Source organism: Psychrobacter sp. N25K4-3-2 (assembly GCF_015351755.1).
GTDB lineage: Bacteria > Pseudomonadota > Gammaproteobacteria > Pseudomonadales > Moraxellaceae > Psychrobacter > Psychrobacter glaciei.
Window position 1 is genome coordinate 60,777 of the sequence record NZ_JADKLX010000004.1, and the last position, 18,971, is coordinate 79,747.

Consider the following 18,971-nt stretch of genomic DNA (forward strand, 5'->3'; position numbering starts at 1 on the left):
TTTGCCCCTACCCTGCAATCACTTCAAAATCGTGGGTAATATTCACCCCACCTTGTACCAACATTCTACTGGCGGAGCAGTATTTTTCTGCTGATAAATGAATGGCCTTCTCAACCTGCTTGTCTTTGATATCTTGCCCTGTCACAACAAAGTGCATATGGATATCGGTATATACTGCTGGTACAGTTTCGGCACGCTGCGCGGTCAGTTCACAACGCACGTCTGTCACCTCTTGGCGTGACTTTTGTAAAATCGCTACCACATCGTAGCTTGCACAGCCACCCAGCCCTAGTAAGATCAGCTCCATCGGGCTTGAACCTTTTTCTTTATCAGCATCTATTTGTACATTATGTCCTGATGGTGACACGCCCATAAAGGCTTTGTTCTCTTGCCATGTGACGCTTGCTTTTGACTCTGACATTGTAGATGTTCCTTATTTTAATTGACGTATTGCCTATTTTTTATTGTTTGAAAGATATGCCGCTTGGCTAGTGTAGCATAAGCCAAAGCGAGATTTTATACAGCCATTGTCTTAGGATACGCCCTTCATTCGATCGATAATGATCTAAATGAATTCAAAGCGAGAACACGCCCTAGATTATTCGTGTGAGATTATCGCCATGAGCACTCGGTGAGTCTGTTTTCGAGGGTGCACTTTCGCTAGCCAGACTTTCAGACTTATACTGAACACAGTTTTTTTACTGTGACCTAAGTTTGTCTTCATAATGCCTAAAATCGGCTTACAAAAATCCATTTCTAACTAACTGATTTTAAAGGATTAAACTCATGAAACATTTTATAGCAAAATACTGTTACACATTTTGCTTGTTTCTTGGTTTAATAACGGTAATGAATCTTATTTTTGCCTGATATCGATAACAGTCACCCTATAATAATTATGATTGCTGTCACGGTGTTATGTGGGAATAAGCTATTTTTAGACATATTAAAAGGTTTAGTCATGATAGATGCAGACGGCTTTCGCGCCAATGTCGGTATCATCTTGGCAAATACACAAGGGCAAGTTCTGTGGGCAAAACGCATTGGTCACAACGCTTGGCAATTTCCGCAGGGCGGCATCGACCGTGGAGAGACGCCGATGGATGCAATGTATCGCGAACTCTGGGAAGAGGTCGGTTTACATCCGCGTCATGTGGACTTATTGGCAGTCACGCAAGATTGGTTGCGCTATCGCCTGCCAAAACGCTATGTCCGTCATGGACAGCACCCTTTATGTATTGGGCAAAAACAAAAGTGGTTTTTGCTGCGCTTAGATGAGCCAAATACTCAACACATCCGCTTTGATGAGGGAAAACCGGAATTTGACCATTGGCAATGGGTCAGCTACTGGTATCCACTCGGACAAGTGATTCACTTTAAACGCGGAGTATATCGTCGCGCCTTGCAAGAACTGGCACGCGAACTACCACTTAGACAAGAGCTTATTATTCCTGAGCAAGACAATCACTTGTTAATGGAGTAAATAGATAGTTTAATACAAAACACATGCTCACATTGATATCTAAAAAACGTAGATATTAATGTGGGCATTTTTATTTGGGATTTGCAGGATGATTGTATTTATGGCTGATAAGTTCAGCAGTAGTTTGTTTGTCTGATGCCCTATTTTGGCGTAAGGTTAAAATACTTTGAGTCCGTGTTCCGTAAGTGGGTTTGCTGGTTTCAGCATTGCCAAAAGCAACAGGCTCGATATAAACGGAAGACAAGGTCTCAATCTCAATGCTCATACCCGTCTCTGGTAGTTGGTCCACTGGTGCTTTCGTATTATCTGACAATACAGTAAAAGCAGCCTCTTGCCAGTACTTAGGCGAGCTGTCCTCAGCAATCAAGGGTAGCACTTCTTGCCGCAGCCTGCCACGTAGACGCTCTGTTTTAAACCAACTTTCCTCCGGCTGACCATTAGAGATGACATGAAGTCCTGCATGTAATGGTGTGGGTGCATGACCGCGATTATTAACGATGACGGCTTGTGCCGTATCACCAATAATAAGATTGAACCCAGCATAATCTTGCAGATTAATACTTCGGGCAAAATCCATCGGGCTTAAATCTCCTGTTAAAAACTCTGTCACGAGCGCACCACGTGAGCGCTCATCACTGCTTGCCTGCACACCATCACGAAAGTTCAATACCGCAGCCCAACGTCCATTCTGCTCATGATATTCTGTCTTTTTTTCTTGATGAATACCTAGCCATGTACCACCGCTTTGCTTATCACGGCCAGCATAAATAGGCTGATCAGACCATTGATGTAGCGGCTCAGTTGGACGCTGCAAAAACTCATCACGATTAGACAATAATACCAATGGCAACTCATCAAATAACTGCCAAGCAATGGCGACAATACACATAGCATTCCTTTTATAATAATTTTCTGTTGTACAAGTACTTGTTAGCAAAGGTAAAAGATGTCGTTTAAGGTTTTATTTGCTAATCAGATCTCATCAGCCGTTATTTCTGATTTTTGTCACTCAAAAGCGGTGGCGTTGATAAATGTAGATGCATGATGATTCCTCAGAAATTAATGCGATTTTTTCATCTTATCGGTTTTTTTATCGCTTTGCTATTCATTCAATCATCCATTTACTCATCATAGTATTCGCAAGGGACGAATTTTGCTATTATAGTCAGCACTTTATTATCAATATTATGATGCCCTTATGATGATTCATCCTCAGTACGATCCTGTAGCATTAGCAATTGGACCCGTCGAAGTCCATTGGTATGGGCTGATGTATTTACTGGCATTTGCCACCGCTTTCGGTCTGGCATGGTATCGCAGCAGCAAACGCGATAATTGGACCACTGATATGGTCTCTGACTTAGTATTTTTTGGTGCACTCGGCGTCATTTTGGGCGGCCGTGTCGGCTATGTCTTGTTCTATCAGTTTGGTGAATTGCTACAAAACCCTGCCTATCTCTTCAAAGTCTGGGAAGGCGGTATGTCATTCCATGGCGGCTTGATCGGCGTCATGCTTGGTATGCTATATTTTGCTCGTAAGTATAAAAAGACACCATTCCAAGTACTGGATTTTGTCGTGCCGTGCGTACCGACGGGTTTATTGTTTGGGCGCATTGGCAACTATATCAATGGTGAGCTGTGGGGCCGTGTCTCTGACGGCGGCTATAATTGGTTGACGTACTTCCCGCAAGCCGCGTCTTTCGATATGCAGCAGTTACAGACCAATCCTGAGCTGCAAGAGCTAATGACCGAAGTCAATGGTCAGTATCTGTTACCTCGTCATCCTTCACAGCTATATGAAGCGCTTGCTGAAGGTCTATTGCTATTCTTATTCTTATGGTGGTATTCATCGAAACCACGCCCTCGTATGGCAGCGACAGGTATTTTCATGTTGGGTTATGGCTTTAGCCGTTTCATTATTGAATTCTTTCGTCAGCCAGACATCGACCAAGGATTCATTTTGTTAGGCTGGATGACCAAAGGGCAAATACTAAGCGCACCGATGATAATCATTGGCTTTGTCTTGTTAATTTATGCCTACAAACGCGGCATCTATGACTGGGGTAAGCAAGCTGCTTATTAAGCAGTATTTTTAGTCGAGTATCGGTTTTGACAATGCATTTTAATAATGCAAAAGAGTATTTTTATGATCAATAACAATAATGAGCAGGGCTATTTAGACTTGCTCAAACACGTTTTGACCACAGGCACTGAAAAAGGTGATCGTACTGGCACTGGTACGCTCAGCCACTTTGGTGCGCAGCTACGCTTTGACTTAGCGTCAGGGTTTCCGCTATTGACCACCAAAAAAGTCCATTTTAAATCCATCACCTATGAGCTATTTTGGTTTTTAAGTGGTAGTACTCACGTTGACTATTTACAAGCCAATGGCGTACGCATTTGGAATGAATGGGCTACTGCAGAGCAGACGGCTCGCTTTAATCGTCCTGCTGGTGATTTAGGGCCTGTCTATGGTCATCAATGGCGCAATTATGGCGCAACCAAAGATGAAGACGGCAATTACCATGCGGATGGTGTCGATCAAATCACCCAAGTTATCGAACAAATAAAAACCAACCCTAATTCACGCCGTTTGATTGTGTCTGGTTGGAACCCTGGCGAAGCAGATCAAGTTGCCTTACCGCCTTGTCATACCATGTTTCAATTCTTTGTCGCGGACAATAAACTGTCGTGCCAGCTCTATCAGCGCTCAGCAGATTTATTTCTAGGTGTGCCATTTAATATTGCCAGCTATGCCTTGCTCACCCATATGGTCGCGCAAATATGTGGTCTAGAAGTAGGCCAATTCATCTGGACAGGTGGTGATTGCCATATCTATCAAAACCATCGTGAGCAGGTTGAGTTACAGTTGACGCGTTCGCTATATACACTGCCAACGTTGACGCTTAACCCTGAGGTCAATGACATTTTTGCCTTCAATTATGACGATATTAGCGTTGAAGGTTATGAATCCCATCCCGCTATCAAAGCAAAAGTTGCGGTATAGCATCTGTCTGATTGACTGATTCAAATAAGATTAGCATTGTAAAAGATAATAAAAAGGATACGTTATGAGTTATGCCCACACCGAAGTCGCCCAAATCGCTGCTATCAGTAGTAATCGCTGTATCGGTAAAGACAATGCGCTGCCGTGGCACATCTCAGCGGACTTGCAGCATTTCAAAAAGATGACGACCAAAGATAGTGATGGTGCTATTAAAGGTATCGTCATTATGGGCCGTAAGACCTTTGAATCGATGGGCAGTAAACCGTTGCCAAATCGAGTCAGCTTTATCATCAGCACTCAGATGGATTATGCTGAACAAAAAGGCCTTGTCGGTAAGACCAATGCTTATGTTACGCATAACCTAGATGATGCTCTCACCCAAGCAGCCAGTCTGGCGCATGGCGCACATTTGGATACGATTTGGGTGATTGGCGGTGAACGCGTGTTTAAAGAGGCGATGATGTATACCGATCGTATTGAGCTGACCCATGTAGATACCGAAATTGCTGATGGTGAGGCTTTTTATCCTGAATTGCCAAGTGAATTTGAAGCAGCAGAAGAGTCTGAGCAGATGCACGATGACAAGAGTACGTTGGACTTTAAATTTGTGACTTATAAAGTAAAAGCTGCTGAATAACTGTCACCTGCTCATTAAAAATGATTGAAAAAAGGGCTGTCTTAGATATTTCTAGGACGCCCTTTTTTACAATCAATAAAACTACTCATGCAACACTTTATAAACGGTTTTTGCTAATACCGGACCAATACCTTGCACTCCAGACAGCTCTTGTTGGGAGGCGCCAAGCAATTGCTGCATACCGCCAAAGTGATTGAGCAAGTCACGGCGGCGCTTTTCACCCAGCCCCGGTATGACTTCTAACACCGACGATGAACGACGTTTATCGCGTTTTTTACGGTGCGCAGTGATCGCAAAACGATGTGCCTCATCGCGGATATGCATTAATAAATGCAGCGCTTTACTATCCATTGGTAAATCAAGTGGCTCATGGTCAATAAAGTGCAATACTTCAAGCCCAGCCTTGCGCCCTTCCCCTTTTGCCACACTAATGAGCAAAGTATCACCAAGAATACCCAACTCAGTTAATACTTCTTTAGCAATACCAAGCTGACCTTTACCACCATCAATAAGCAACAAGTCAGGCAACGGCTGCTTCTTATAACGCCGTGTCAGCACTTGTTTCATCGCTGCATAGTCATCACCGCCTACGATGTCATGGATAGCATACTGACGATAATCACGGCGACGCGAGCCACCTTGGTCAAATACCACACAGCTACCAATGGTCGCTTCACCCATCGTATGCGAGATATCAAAACACTCAATCCGATCAATGGTTCGATCGGTGACATCTGCCAATACATCTTTTAATGCACCAAAGCGCGCATGCAATTCTAAATAATCGCCCAGCTTGGTTTTTAGCGCGTTATTAGTGTTCAGTTTTGCCAAATCCAGCCACTCTGCACGATGTTCACGTACATTAGTTTTGATGATAACTTTACTACCAAAATGCGTCGCCAAGGCTTCACTCACTGCCACTTGATCCGGTAACTCATGAGTTAGCATGATTTCTGCGGGCAAGTCATCGGTTACTTGAAAATAGAAAGAAGTAATAAAAGCAGATAAATTATCTGCGAGCGATTCACTGCTGTCGACATCAGGGAAGTAATTTTTACCACCCAGTACGCGCCCGCCACGTACGGTCAGTACGTTGACACACGTCATGCCTGCCTGACTGGCAATCGCAATCACATCGGCCTCGCCTTGTACGGTATAGACAGCTTGCTTGGCCTGCACTTCACGCAGCATAGAGAGCTGATCGCGATAAAAGACCGCTTTCTCAAAGTCTAACTCTTCAGCTGACGCTTCCATTTTTTCAATTAGAGTCGTATGAATATCGCTAGAGTCACCCTTTAAAAATCGAATCGTATTGTTGACATCTTCTGCATACTCTTCTGCTGATACCAAGCCGACACAGGGCGCACGGCAGCGTTTAATTTGATACTCAAGACAAGGACGTTTACGCTGCTTAAAAAAGGTATTGGTACATTGACGCATTTGAAACATTTTTTGCATCAGCACCAGTGTCTCTTTTGCTGCATGAGCAGATGGAAAAGGCCCAAAGAATCGACCTTTTTGATGATTGCCTTTGCCGCGACCATACGCCAATCTTGGATAAGGCTTGTCGGCTGAGATAAACACATAGAGGTAAGATTTATCATCCCGTAGCAACACATTATAAGGAGGACGATATTCTTTAATCAGGTTTTGCTCGAGCAATAGTGCTTCTGTCTCACTGCGTGTGATGATGGTCTCAATATTATGAATTCGCGCCACTAATGCTCGTGTCTTTGGATGATCGATCGTCTTTGCAAAGTAGCTGTTTACGCGGCTTTTCAGTGATTTAGCCTTGCCAACGTATAAAATATCACCGTTTTTCCCCAGCATTTTATACACGCCTGGCAAATTTGGTAGGCGCTGAATTAAATGCTTAAGACGGGCTTTTTTATCATCGATAGGGCTCGATTCTGAGACATTAACCATAGAATTCATTGCTCTTAAAAGTCTTATAATACTGCTAGTTATGGGGCGGGAGTCATTGTTTTACAAGCTAATTATTATCATAGGATCACCCAAAAAAAAGCCAGCTTTCGCTGACTTAGTTTGTTCTATTATCGTTTATTCAGCAACATACTACTAATGACGGAAGTTAGCCATTAAAGCTGGGATGCCTGGCAACATACCAACGATAGCCATCACGCCAGTCAATACCACAAACATAATACCCGGTATGATCCAGCGGCTCATTTTAGTCAAATTGGCACTACGTTCTTTAGAGCCAATCAAGCCCAAGTTATCGAGCAACAATGTGAGTGACCAACCAAAAGCAGGATTTACCAGTGCGGAAGCAAACACCACAATCGCAGCAGACTGGGTCGTTTTTCCTTCGCGAGTCATCTCCATGCCAGCTTCAAGCAGTGGGATAAATACCCCAACGATCAATGCCACACACATCACTGGCTGCCAGATGGCCAAATCCATTGGATAGCCCCAAACCCCTGCGATAATACAGAACAATGCCGTCAATAAGGCACCGGCAGGTATCGGACGTTTGGCAATCGCTGCTGGGACAATATAGGTGCCCCACGATGACGCAAAGTTAGCACCGCCCAATACAGAGCCGACGACCTGACGAAATGAGGCACTGGTCATTGTGTCATCGATATCCATGAGTACCTTTTCAGTACGTTTAGGATAGCTGATTTTTTGAAAGACCTGATGGCCTAAAAAATCTGGTGACCACATAGCAACTGCCAAAATAGCAAATGGCAGTACAATAATAAAGCTCTCAACTGTCGGTAATCCTAGCATCCAACCAGTATTTTCACCCCACCAATACATCGGGTTCATATTCGGCAGACCTGGTGCGGTTTTAAATTCAAAGGGCGCGCCCAATGCAAAGGCAAGACCACCACCTAAGACACAGCTTAGCGGTACAGCGAGCCAGCGTTTTTGCCAGTGCTCAAGTAATGCATATAACAGGATAGTAGCCAGAATAATAAAAAAGGCAATATGCGACATGCCGATACTCTCTGACCATGCAAACAAGTTTTTAACCTGTGAGGTCGTTCCGATAAACCCTAAGTAAATCAAGAGGCCACCGCACACACCTTTACTGGTTAAATTGGCCAGCAAGCTTCCCCCTTTGCTAATAGCAAGCAGTAAGCCGAAAGCACCGATGAGCAGACCAAACGCCATTGGGTGGCCACCAGCAGCTACAACAATAGGAATAAGGGGAATAAGGGGGCCGTGAGTACCTGCGAGGTTGGCTGTCGGGAGCAGAAAGCCTGAAAATAAGATAATAAAAAATGAAACAATTAATAGCTCATAACGAACGTTTTCTAAAACAAACGCATCGCCCAAACCAAGTGGACCTGCAAATGTTGCAGCAATCGCACCTACCATAACCACTTTGCCAATCGTTGCGGCCATTGCAGGAATAGTGTCTTCGTATTCAAAGCGATAATCACGAAACGGTAAATTGGGACGCCAGCGTTTGGGCTGCATGATTTGCAATTCATGATTCAGATAATCATCACGACTATCAAAGCTTGAACTTGGCTTGTGCAAATCGACATAGCTACCTGATGACTCTGTGTCGTAATCTGACGGGTTTGACGGCTGTTGATTAGACCCTGGAGAAGGGATCTGAGTGTTACTCATCACATTTCCTTGTGTCGACTGAGGCTTTGGTTAACTGATAATTTAATAGTGAAACTTTATGTGACTAAAGCGTTCATTAAAAATTGCAGGCTATTGTATGACATGAGAACTTGAAATGCGAACTTAGAACCATTTAAAGATACTGTATATCTCATTATAATATATAAATTAAAGTTTCTATTTAGCACGACATTGAACTTAATAGGAAACCATGAGGAAAAAACACATCTAATATAGGCTTTAAATTAAAATAAATGATCTTTTTCTTAACAATCATCTATATCTGGACATTTTTTATCACATAACTAAATACTAAAGATAATTATACTAAATAGGTTATGGTAACTTTAAAGTAACCATAGAAAATCCATGTCAGTTACGCTTTAAGGCTAGCGGTCTTGGTGTTTTTTACTTATGATAAATACCCCCTAATGATTATGCTCAATACAAATATCTTTTAAATAATCAGCTGTATTAAAGCAAATAGAAAAACTTAGAAGCAATAACAGGATAAGTTCATGCGTTTACTACCATCCAATTTTGAGACATTAAAACGTCGGGCTAAACAAAGCATCATGCCATTACTGACACCACATTTACTTAAGCTACGCATCAATACCTATGCGCCTTATGTCGGTGCAGGTATCAAAATCGATCATATCAATCTGGATCAAGGTCTGTGCGTTGTCAGTATGGGACTTAATGCTTTGAACAAAAATATCGTCGGCACTCAGTTTGGTGGTAGTTTATATTCGATGGTTGATCCATTTTATATGATTATGCTCATGCACCAGTTAGGTAGCAGCTATGTTGTATGGGACAAAAGCTCACATATCGACTTTGTCGCGCCGGGTAACAGTAAAGTGATCACTCGGATGAAAATCCCCAGTGCTGAAATCATCACTATTCAAGAACTGGCCAAAGATGGTGATGCGGTCTTTCGTGAATATCAGGCCGATATCTTCGATGATCAGCAAAAACTGATCGCCACTGTCACCAAAACTATCTACATCCGACTGCGTAAGTACAGCAAATCTAAAGACCAAAGTAGTCGTATAGATAATTTTGATGATGAAGGTTAAAGCGTACTGAACATGTCATTTTCAATTAAAATTTAAGACCACACATACAAAAACCCCAACCTAGCTTTCGCATAGATTGGGGTTCCGTCTTTTTTGGTATGGCCCGCTTATTTATAAATAAACCTATGAATAAGGGCTTGTATCTACTCTCGCCTTACCTATCATTAACCGTATAATCATACGGCTAAATAGGCATGGCAAACTTGTGCTTAAATACCAGGTGCAGTATCAACTGCATCAGGTACGCCAGCGCTAGTTTTTTTCTTAGCAACTGGACGAGCACCAAGTTTTTCGCGGATACGGGCTGATTTACCAGAGCGTTCACGTAAGTAGTATAGTTTCGCACGACGAACCGCACCACGGCGTTTCACTTCAATGCTTTCAATGATTGGTGAATGCAGCTGGAATGCACGCTCAACACCGATACCGCTTGAGATTTTACGAACGGTAAATGCTGAGTTTAGACCGCGGTTACGCTTAGCAATTACAACGCCTTCAAAAGCCTGTAAACGCTCACGCTCACCTTCACGTACTTTTACTTGAACCACAACGGTATCGCCGGGTGCAAAGTTTGGGCGCTCAAGCAATTGAGCGTTTTCGATGACCTGAACCAATGGATGCTTGTTGCTCATGAGAGTTATCTCCTCACATTAGATAATAGAGGCTTAACGCATATCACCTGTTTGTAATAATTAATCGCATCTCTTTATAGTGAGACACAACGTAAATGGGTTATAACCAACGGCCACTATGCGATGACTCGTTTTATTAGTGCTCAAAATTTTATTTCTTAACCGTTTATCAAATGTGAAAAAAACCAGATTTCAACAATCTATTTTTTATCTGCTTTTGCCAATGCTTTTAACCACTTCGCTTGCGCTACCGTTGGTGTGAACGCTTGCCATAAGTCTGGACGACGCGCTTGCGTGCGACTGACTTGCTGGCTAAAGCGCCACTTAGCGATGTTGGCATGGTGACCTGATAGTAATACTTCAGGAACCGCCATACCCGCAAAATCATGCGGTTTAGTATAATGTGGACAATCAAGCAAGCCATCGACGAACGAGTCTTGCTCAGCTGACTTGTCGTCACCCATGATATCTGGCAAACGACGTATCACACTATCCATCATCACCATTGCTGGCAGCTCGCCACCAGTCAACACATAATCACCCAGCGATACTTCCATATCGACGTATTGCGCCAGTAAGCGCTCATCAATACCTTCGTAACGACCACATAATATAATCATGCCATCGTACTCAGTCATATTGACCACACTACTTTCGCTGAGCGTTTGTCCTTGTGGCGACATATAAATCACCGGACAATGCTCACTGTCGACACGGCAGCCATGTTGACTCGCTCGCAGGCGCGCATCCTCGATAGCTTTTGATAATGGCTCAGCCATCATCACCATCCCAGGACCGCCACCATAAGGGCGCTCATCAATACGGCGATAGTTATCAGTGGTATAATCACGTGGATTAATGCATTCAATCGTCACTTGCTCTTGAGTGACTGCTCGTCCCGTGATACCAAACTCACGAATCGTCGCAAACATCTCAGGAAAAATACTAATGACGGCAAAATACATCTGATGTCTACTTGCATTGTGGCTAAAACAATCGGTATGACTACCAATAACACTTGGCTAAAAAGCCAGATATTATATTAGTAATCACTTTGCCATGTAACCAGCACTGTTTTTTCGGCTATATTGACCTCTACAACAGTTTGCTTGTGCCATGGAATCAGGCGTTCTTCCTTATCTAAACTGTCTGAATTTGCCGTTACACGCATGATAGCGTGGGCGCCAGTTTCAAACATTTCAGTGATATTGCCTAAATATTCACCCTGCTCGTTCATCACGCGCAGACTGACCAAATCCGACCAATAATATTCGTCTTCAGCTGTTTCAGGCAGAATGTTTTGCTCGACCCAAACGGTAACACCGTTCATGGTCTCAGCAACATTACGATCAGGAACCTGCTCAAACTGAGCCACAATTCCTGTTCCTTGCTCACGCCATGCCTTTACAGTCAAAGGTTTCATGCCAGTGGCAGTTTTCATCCACCACGGCTTCATATCGAATATCGCTGTGCGATCATCCGTCTCACTGAATACCCAAAGCCAACCTTTGATGCCGTAAGGCTTTTTGAGCTGACCAATTTTCATAAGGGCACTAGCGTTTGGAACAGATGACATAGCAGCTAACCTAACAATGATTAAAACAGCAATTGCAAAAACAATTGTGTCAAAAGCGATAAACAGTTAATGGCGCACCCTGGTGAGACCAGTTACGCTATGTATTCTAAAGTCTACTGAGTGAGATCATAGTCAGACTATAAACGTCTCAGTAATAACCTAAACTTAAGCAGTTGCTTCAGTTTGAGCTACAGACTTGTTGTAAGCTTTTGCTAATGAAGCAACGCGATCTGAAGGTTGTGCACCTTTAGCGATCCACGCATTGTACGCTTCCATGTTCAAACGTACTGCTTCTTCAGACTCTTTAGCGAGTGGGTTAAAAAAGCCGATGTTTTCAATATAGCGACCGTCACGCGCGCGGCGTTGATCAGCAACAACTACTTGATAAAATGGGCGTTTCTTGGCACCGCCCCGTGCTAAACGAATAACAACCATGTGAATTCTCTCTTTCGCAGGTATACCAAAAAGGGCATAATTATAGCACAGTCTTTATTTGTTGAAAACATAAACTGTGCTTATTTAATTATTTATTAACAATAGCTTAAATGCACCTATATGTAAATTAAAATTATGAATCGTCAACGATTATGCAGCCGCGTTCTTGTGCGCTTAATTCTATTACATCGCTAAAACACTGTTAGGTGGCTTTTCTATATTCTATTTAGGGTATGTCATCAATTAGCACCTTGATACATTTGGCAGTCTTAAAATGGCTAAATATAATTATGCAAATTTGAGCCATCAGCGTAGTTACTTGATTGTGCTACCCTACCGCTCTCTATAATGGTCTAATAAAAACAGTCTACAATAGACCTTAATACCCAATGTCGGCAACGTGCTTGATTGATTAACGATAAAAAAATATTGAAGTTTGTTAAACACGATTTTATTTTATCACCCTATTATTTATCTACGCCTTGGACTCATATGATCATCCCAAACCCCAAACCACCTCGCAAAGGTTGGCTGCCACGCTCCTATTCGAACAGTTGGTTGACCACTTTGATGGTGGCCTTTATTGTCCTTATCAGTGTCGGCTTATCAATTGTATTTTTTTGGCGCAGTCTGTATTTGCCAGAGCTTAAAAATCATGCGCGTTATCTGACCAGCGAGCTACGTTTGATGAATAGCGTCAATAGAGACTGGCAGGATAATCCTAAAGTACGGCAGTGGATATATCAACATTCGCACGTGGTGGTGGTCGACAATCCTAGTGACTTCCCACAAGTAGCAGATAAAGCGTTTGTGGGAGTTTTTACCGATGTATTGCAGTACGAAATCGGGGCACAGTTGGGTCGACCGGTTGAGGTATATTTTAAATTCAAACCAACGCCGCAGCTTTGGGTACAAGACAGCCGTGACACCAGTTTTTGGATTCGTGAACCCGTGGTTTATTATTCGCAATACAGTCCAGGATTGTTAGTACTATTCCTCATTGGACTGCCTATATTATCGCTGCTGACCATTATTTTATTAGCCCGGCAATTGAATCGTCCACTGCGTTATTTACAGCGTGCGGCGACCAATTATATTCGCCTTGGTCACGCTACTACCTTGCCGACACGCAACGGCCCTACTGAAATTCGCCAAGTAAATATGGCATTTAACCGACTGTTTACAACATTAAATCAAGCACAAAAAGAGCGCACAATTATGCTTGCGGGTATCTCGCACGATTTGCGCACGCCTTTGACTCGTATGCGCTTGACCGCAGAGATGCTACCGGACGATTTTTTTCGCGAGGGTTTGATTTATGATATTGAGGATATGGATGCGATTTTAGAACAGTTCATCTCATTTATGAAAGATGGCTCGGATGAACCAGTGCGCCTGACCAATTTAGACACCATATTTAATGAAATCATGGTGCAATTTGCGCCAATGAAATTTATTTATCAATCGGAATGTGACAAAGTAGTACCAGTGCGACCTCTCTCTATTAAGCGCTTGGTCATTAATCTGGTCAACAATGCCAATCGGTATGGCAAGCCGCCTATTTATCTTTCAGCGACTGTCGTACCAACGTTCATAGAAACAACTGAAGTAGAAGACAGCGACGTGGTTTCTGAAAATGAAGTCAATAAAGAAGCTCAAGAGCAGCTGATGATATGTGTAAGGGACTGTGGTGATGGCGTAGCAGAAGATCAATTAGAGCGCATCATGCAGCCTTTCGAACGCGGTGAGACAGCACGTACCACGCAAGGTAGTGGACTGGGTCTGGCGATTGTTGACCGTATTGCACGGTTACATCATGGTACGGTTGAGGCAATCAATCATCCTGAAGGCGGACTACAAGTGTGTGTGCGTATCCCTTTACTGTCCAAGGTAGCAGGAGAACAAACATTACCGGCTAATACAGATAAAACGTCGAGGGCAGATACTACCTTTAATAAAGACCTATAAAAAATTGACAAAAGACGATTTCATAATCGTCTTTAAAAGTTGGTGCGATAACTTAGGGCGTGTTGAACATTCGACCATGGCACTGACAGATACTATTTTTTAGACAGTTCGACGTTAAAAATAGTAAGTTTAGTCATTCTAAGCGTCTGTTTTTAACAATGAAGTGGCAAAAAACAGTCCTGTCTCCCTTTGTTGGTATTAGAGCTGATGTTAAAACTGCTCCATACTGCGTTGTAAACCTAGTTAAGGCTCTAGCATTACCGTCGTTTTACGCCTTGTCTGGAGCAGTTTTAGCGATCAGCAGTGCCTATTTTTCAATGTTCAACACGCCCTAACTGTTTCAATATTTAGGCAACAAAAATTATTCTCGTACGCCGATAATCGGTGGAATATACTCAGCACTATTAGTAAACGCTAGGGGCTGAGTAATTTCATCCTGCGCGGCTTTGAGCGTTTGAGTCGTGGTTGGCTGCTGTAGAAATAAATAATAACCCAGCGTCAACGCATTCAGTAGCACCAAACCACCAAATAAATACGGCATCCTCTGCCCTCCTCTATTTTACAACTTATAAAACCTGTTATTACAGGTTTGCTACCAAAGCATCTCAGCTTAGTTCACCATATATTGAGTGCTTAGTCTATTTTTTGCTGGTCAAAATACTTATAATTTTACAGATATAAAGTAGCTGCTTGCATTATTTAATCTCAAAATCACGGTCGCTTTTTTCTTGGGTTAATTGATCAGCAGCCAGCACTTGCGTCAAAGGTTTGATAGGCCATGTCATCACAAATCTAGCACCGCCAAGATCACGGCTTTCGTCTACCTTCATACTGCCATTAAACCAAAAGGCAATACGCGACACAATAGACAGTCCTAGACCATAGCCACCAGAGGCTCGTGTACGGCTGTCATCTAAGCGTGAAAATGGAATAAATACTTTTTCGCGATCAGCCTCTGCAATACCTTGACCATCGTCCTCCACGCTGACAAAAGCATTGCCCTTTTTGACACCCGCACTAATAATAATGGTCGTTTCTGCATAGCGTAACGCATTACCCGCAAGGTTTTGAATAACACGGTGTAAATATCGTCTATCTGCTACTGCTGTTACTTTGGCATTTGGCAGATTGGCGACGATTTTTATAGGTTTGCCTAAGGCATTGGTTTCGCGCTCAATCTGTTCGAGCAACTCTTTAAGATTCACCGGCTCTAGGTCGAGTTTTGGCGAGCCTTCTTCAAGCTTAGCATAGGTCAAAATCTCATCAATGAGGCCATTGAGCGACTCAATATCTTCGTCAATATAATCACGCTGCATAAAACGTGAGTCTTCGTCATCGGTATCTGCTAGCATATCGACAGCAAAGCGAATACGAGCCACCGGTGTACGCAACTCGTGCGATACCGCGCGCGTCAGCTCTCGCTGCGACTCAATCAAACGCTTAATATGGGCGGTCATGGCATTAAACGTCGCTGACAGACGTGCAATTTCGTCTTGCCCAATGACCTGTACTTGGATATCAAGGTTGCCTTGACTCACCTCATTAACACCGACTTGGATCAATTGTAATTTACGCTCGAGCGGAAAAATAAGGGCATAGACACCCAGACTGATCAAAAACATACTAATTAGAATCATACTGATAATCAGATTAAGCGGGAACCAGTTGAACAAAGGAACCGGCCCAATTAGAATCGCCATATCGTTGATTTCAGATGGTACAATGATTTTGATAGATGAGTTACTTTTACTGCTATTGGTGTCTTGCAATAAAATGACCACCTCATCGCGGCGCAGACGCGCCATCTGATCTGTGTCCAACTCAAGCGTATTTACGGCTTTAAATGCCAGAGGAAAAGAGAACTTTTCTTCCAATTCAGCCAAGCGAGCACGCTTATCCGACAGCGTTATGTGATAGGACAAATCATCCAGTAGGAACACGGCAATGGCGCGTACTTGCTGCTCAGTGACTTGCGTAACTCTAGCGGTCAAAACGTTTTTACTATCTGGTAGACGATAATAAACGTCTGCGTAGACAGGCTGACTCACATAACGCACAACGGTATTACCGTTCTCAAAACGTCGCAATTCGCTGGCATTAAAATCAACTTTTTCAATCGGCACAACACTAAAAGTCGCGCCAAACAAACTACTGGCATCAGACAGCCAGTACTCACGCTGCATCTCATTGTCTTGGTGTGCAATTCCTTCGCTGACCAGATGAAAAGCACCTGTTGCCATGCTTTCACGGTAGGATTGCACACGCTCTTTATTGATGGTATCCATCAATAATTGAGCAAATAATGCCACACACAAACAGACGATGAGTAGTCCAGCATAAATACGGACAAAAATACTATGTTTTAAAGAAGAGACTAATGACATACGTGCCGTGACCAACTTAGTAAATAATAACGACTGATAACATTTAGTATATAAATGACGCAATATGAATGATATCGAACATCGTTGAATAGAGATAAACCCTGACCGCTATGTTTTGATTTTATGTGCCAGTAATCTGATTACCTATGCGCATCACATCTATTTAGTCAGTATCTATAATAATGGCTTAATTAAACCACATAACACCACATTTAAGTTCAAAAATTAAGATTTCGCCACAAAAAAACCAGCATCATTGCTGGTTTTTTTATCTAACTTACACTAACAATCAATCTTTGCATAAGCAAAACTGGCTAATTCAGTTAATGAATTAGTTGCCTTCTTTGACAAATAAATAACCTTTACTACGTACGGTTTTGATACGTTTTGGATTTTCTGGATCATCACCGATTTTTGGACGAATACGCGAGATACGTACGTCAATCGAACGATCTTGACCATCATACTCAATACCACGTAGACGCTCAAAAATATCTTCACGAGAGAGAATACGACCAGCATTAGAAGCCAGCAACCATAGCAAGTCATATTCAGCACTGGTGAAATCGACCAGTTCATCACCCAAATTCACTGAACGACCACCATTATCGATGACCAATTCGCCAAATTCTAAGCGTTGTGGCACATCTTCTGATGGTGCATTTTCCGAGCGACGCAATAAAGCACGAATACGGGCAAGCAGTACACGCGGCTGAGCAGGTTTGGCGACATAATCATCGGCACCCATCTCAAGACCCAATACCTGATCCATATCTTCAGTACGTGCAGTCAACATCAAGATAGGGTTCTGATAGTGCGGACGTACTTCACGGCAGACTGTAAGCCCATCGCTACCAGGAAGCATGACATCAAGCACGACCAAATCTGGTTGTTCGTTGACAATGCGGCGAATGGCACGATTGCCATCAGTCTCAATTGCCACTTCTAAACCGTTTTTCACCAAGTAATCTTGGGTCAACATGGCCAGACGCTCATCATCCTCAACAATCAAAATTCGGGGGGTGTTGTCTTCTTCAGTTGTTGTCATTGTTATATCCTCTAATACATCTAATTTAAAAGCAGTAAAAGTAAGAGCGGTAAATTAATAGCGCCACCGAGTGGCACAATTGATGTTCGTATAGCTGTTACAAACTTGGTAGGACAGTATACTATTAAACATACAGCTTCCTATACTATAGCTTATAGTCGTTAACAAAACCTATAAACTACGACTATTAAAACTTTAGTTTGCGTCCAAGATTATATGATTTGTACTGCCAAAAAACCTAACACACTCTCTATCAAGCAGTTAAGAGGCCAATAGGTATGAACCATCAAACCCTTAGATAAAATAGCTCTAGTACGTTTTTGATATTCTTGGTAATTGTTGCCCAACAGCTAATATAGCGAGATATATGGATTGCCGCTAGTGACTTTTGCATAAAATTATTAATATTGGCTATCTATTAATTAAAAGGGCGAACTATATCGTGTATTTATTCAAACCTAACACAGAAACCCCGCATTACACCGAATAGTTTAATATTTCATAGCGAATAGCTTGATACATCGTACCACGACCTAAATTCATACCAAATAATGAGCAAAAAAAACAGCCCATGATGGACTGTTTTTTGAGATATAAGATTGGATTAAACGTAAAGTTTAACACGGCAAATAATAAGACTAAGCACGGTTTTTGTACTTACGGATAGCTTGTAGCTGTCCTACGGACTCTGCCAATGATGCCAAGGCGGCGTTGGTTTGTACCGTATCTGATTGATTGACCAGCATTTGCTCTGCTTTTTTACGTGCTTCAACAATTTTGCTTTCGTCAAGATTATGGGCGCGCATCGCTGTATCAGCCAATACCGTGACCATTTTTGGTTGTACTTCTAGTACACCACCTGATACGTAAATCACTTCTTCTTCACCGTTTGGTGTTTGCACTCGCATCGCACCCGGTTTTAACAAAGTAATAAGCGGTGTGTGACCTGGCAATACACCAATCTCGCCTTCGGTACCAGTCGCTATTAACATGCTAATTTCGCCTGAATACAACTCTTCACGGGCACTTACGACGCGACATTGTAACGTTGCCATACTTAACTCCTTACTATCAAAACGCGATCAAAAAACAGTAAAAACTGTAATGCGTTAC

At 42.6% G+C, this 18,971-nt stretch carries 18 protein-coding genes and 2 pseudogenes; 7 read left to right on the forward strand and 13 right to left on the reverse strand.

All coding sequences use genetic code 11. The annotated features are described in order from the left end of the window. Positions 1–7: 7 nt before the first annotated feature. Positions 8–421, reverse strand: a complete 414-nt coding sequence (locus IOD06_RS10925) for an OsmC family protein (protein ID WP_010197896.1) — start codon at positions 419–421, stop codon at positions 8–10. A gap of 540 nt (positions 422–961) precedes the next feature. Between IOD06_RS10925 and IOD06_RS10930 the strand changes: the two genes are divergently transcribed. Then, the gene (locus IOD06_RS10930; RefSeq protein WP_194620922.1) at positions 962–1,483 is read left to right on the forward strand and encodes an RNA pyrophosphohydrolase; all 522 of its coding nucleotides are present in this window, start codon (positions 962–964) and stop codon (positions 1,481–1,483) included. 70 nt (positions 1,484–1,553) lie between these two features. Here the strand turns inward: IOD06_RS10930 and IOD06_RS10935 are convergent, their stop codons facing one another. Further along, on the reverse strand, positions 1,554–2,372 hold the full coding sequence (locus IOD06_RS10935; protein ID WP_194620923.1) for an NRDE family protein: 819 nt from the start codon (positions 2,370–2,372) through the stop codon (positions 1,554–1,556). Positions 2,373–2,681: 309 nt separating this feature from the next. Between IOD06_RS10935 and lgt the strand changes: the two genes are divergently transcribed. From lgt to IOD06_RS10950, 3 genes are all read left to right on the forward strand, one after another. Beyond that, complete coding sequence (lgt, locus tag IOD06_RS10940; protein WP_194620924.1) at positions 2,682–3,566, forward strand: prolipoprotein diacylglyceryl transferase; 885 nt, start codon at positions 2,682–2,684, stop codon at positions 3,564–3,566. A gap of 63 nt (positions 3,567–3,629) precedes the next feature. Continuing rightward, on the forward strand, positions 3,630–4,490 hold the full coding sequence (locus tag IOD06_RS10945; RefSeq protein WP_194620926.1) for a thymidylate synthase: 861 nt from the start codon (positions 3,630–3,632) through the stop codon (positions 4,488–4,490). A gap of 64 nt (positions 4,491–4,554) precedes the next feature. Then, positions 4,555–5,127: a dihydrofolate reductase gene (locus IOD06_RS10950; protein WP_194620928.1), complete on the forward strand. Its 573-nt coding sequence runs from the start codon at positions 4,555–4,557 to the stop codon at positions 5,125–5,127. Between the two features lie 81 nt (positions 5,128–5,208). Here the strand turns inward: IOD06_RS10950 and uvrC are convergent, their stop codons facing one another. Both uvrC and IOD06_RS10960 read right to left on the reverse strand, forming a co-directional pair. Next, entirely contained in the window at positions 5,209–7,053 is a 1,845-nt protein-coding gene (uvrC, locus tag IOD06_RS10955) for an excinuclease ABC subunit UvrC (RefSeq protein ID WP_194620995.1), read from the reverse strand. A 153-nt stretch (positions 7,054–7,206) separates the two neighbouring features. Beyond that, positions 7,207–8,733, reverse strand: coding sequence for a DUF3360 family protein (locus tag IOD06_RS10960; protein WP_010197923.1), 1,527 nt, complete (start codon positions 8,731–8,733; stop codon positions 7,207–7,209). A 518-nt stretch (positions 8,734–9,251) separates the two neighbouring features. Between IOD06_RS10960 and IOD06_RS10965 the strand changes: the two genes are divergently transcribed. After that, a complete protein-coding gene (locus tag IOD06_RS10965) occupies positions 9,252–9,815 on the forward strand; it encodes a DUF4442 domain-containing protein (RefSeq protein WP_194620929.1) in 564 nt (187 codons plus the stop codon). 209 nt (positions 9,816–10,024) lie between these two features. Here IOD06_RS10965 and rplS read toward each other — a convergent pair whose 3' ends face one another. The 4 genes from rplS to rpsP all read right to left on the reverse strand — a co-directional run bounded on the left by rplS (position 10,025) and on the right by rpsP (position 12,458). Then, positions 10,025–10,447, reverse strand: coding sequence for a 50S ribosomal protein L19 (gene rplS, locus IOD06_RS10970; RefSeq protein ID WP_010197927.1), 423 nt, complete (start codon positions 10,445–10,447; stop codon positions 10,025–10,027). Positions 10,448–10,647: 200 nt separating this feature from the next. Next, positions 10,648–11,412 carry a tRNA (guanosine(37)-N1)-methyltransferase TrmD gene (gene trmD, locus IOD06_RS10975; RefSeq protein WP_194620930.1) on the reverse strand — a complete coding sequence of 255 codons (765 nt, stop codon included), beginning with the start codon at positions 11,410–11,412 and terminating at the stop codon, positions 10,648–10,650. Between the two features lie 77 nt (positions 11,413–11,489). Further along, positions 11,490–12,023 (reverse strand): ribosome maturation factor RimM, encoded by a 534-nt coding sequence (rimM, locus tag IOD06_RS10980; RefSeq protein ID WP_010197930.1) that lies wholly within the window; start codon positions 12,021–12,023, stop codon positions 11,490–11,492. A gap of 165 nt (positions 12,024–12,188) precedes the next feature. Further along, the gene (gene rpsP / locus IOD06_RS10985) at positions 12,189–12,458 is read right to left on the reverse strand and encodes a 30S ribosomal protein S16 (protein WP_010197931.1); all 270 of its coding nucleotides are present in this window, start codon (positions 12,456–12,458) and stop codon (positions 12,189–12,191) included. Between the two features lie 492 nt (positions 12,459–12,950). On the opposite strand from rpsP, the gene IOD06_RS10990 reads away from it, so the two are divergent. Continuing rightward, positions 12,951–14,426 (forward strand): ATP-binding protein, encoded by a 1,476-nt coding sequence (locus IOD06_RS10990; RefSeq protein WP_194620931.1) that lies wholly within the window; start codon positions 12,951–12,953, stop codon positions 14,424–14,426. A gap of 361 nt (positions 14,427–14,787) precedes the next feature. Here IOD06_RS10990 and IOD06_RS10995 read toward each other — a convergent pair whose 3' ends face one another. From IOD06_RS10995 to IOD06_RS13820, 3 genes are all read right to left on the reverse strand, one after another. Next, entirely contained in the window at positions 14,788–14,967 is a 180-nt protein-coding gene (locus IOD06_RS10995) for a hypothetical protein (protein WP_026037138.1), read from the reverse strand. Positions 14,968–15,121: 154 nt separating this feature from the next. Continuing rightward, positions 15,122–16,810, reverse strand: coding sequence for an ATP-binding protein (locus tag IOD06_RS11000; RefSeq protein ID WP_194620932.1), 1,689 nt, complete (start codon positions 16,808–16,810; stop codon positions 15,122–15,124). Positions 16,811–17,141: 331 nt separating this feature from the next. Next, a complete protein-coding gene (locus IOD06_RS13820) occupies positions 17,142–17,456 on the reverse strand; it encodes a winged helix-turn-helix domain-containing protein (protein WP_369075565.1) in 315 nt (104 codons plus the stop codon). A gap of 8 nt (positions 17,457–17,464) precedes the next feature. On the opposite strand from IOD06_RS13820, the pseudogene IOD06_RS13825 reads away from it, so the two are divergent. Next, positions 17,465–17,545 (forward strand): annotated as a pseudogene (locus IOD06_RS13825) (hypothetical protein); the annotation flags it as partial. Here the strand turns inward: IOD06_RS13825 and IOD06_RS13830 are convergent. Together IOD06_RS13830 and IOD06_RS11010 are read right to left on the reverse strand one after the other, a co-directional pair. Further along, a pseudogene (locus IOD06_RS13830) lies at positions 17,508–17,858 on the reverse strand (response regulator); the annotation flags it as partial. The pseudogenes IOD06_RS13825 and IOD06_RS13830 sit on opposite strands and share 38 nt — an antisense overlap. 638 nt (positions 17,859–18,496) lie before the next feature. Next, positions 18,497–18,913 carry a F0F1 ATP synthase subunit epsilon gene (locus tag IOD06_RS11010; RefSeq protein WP_010197949.1) on the reverse strand — a complete coding sequence of 139 codons (417 nt, stop codon included), beginning with the start codon at positions 18,911–18,913 and terminating at the stop codon, positions 18,497–18,499. Positions 18,914–18,971: the final 58 nt, after the last annotated feature.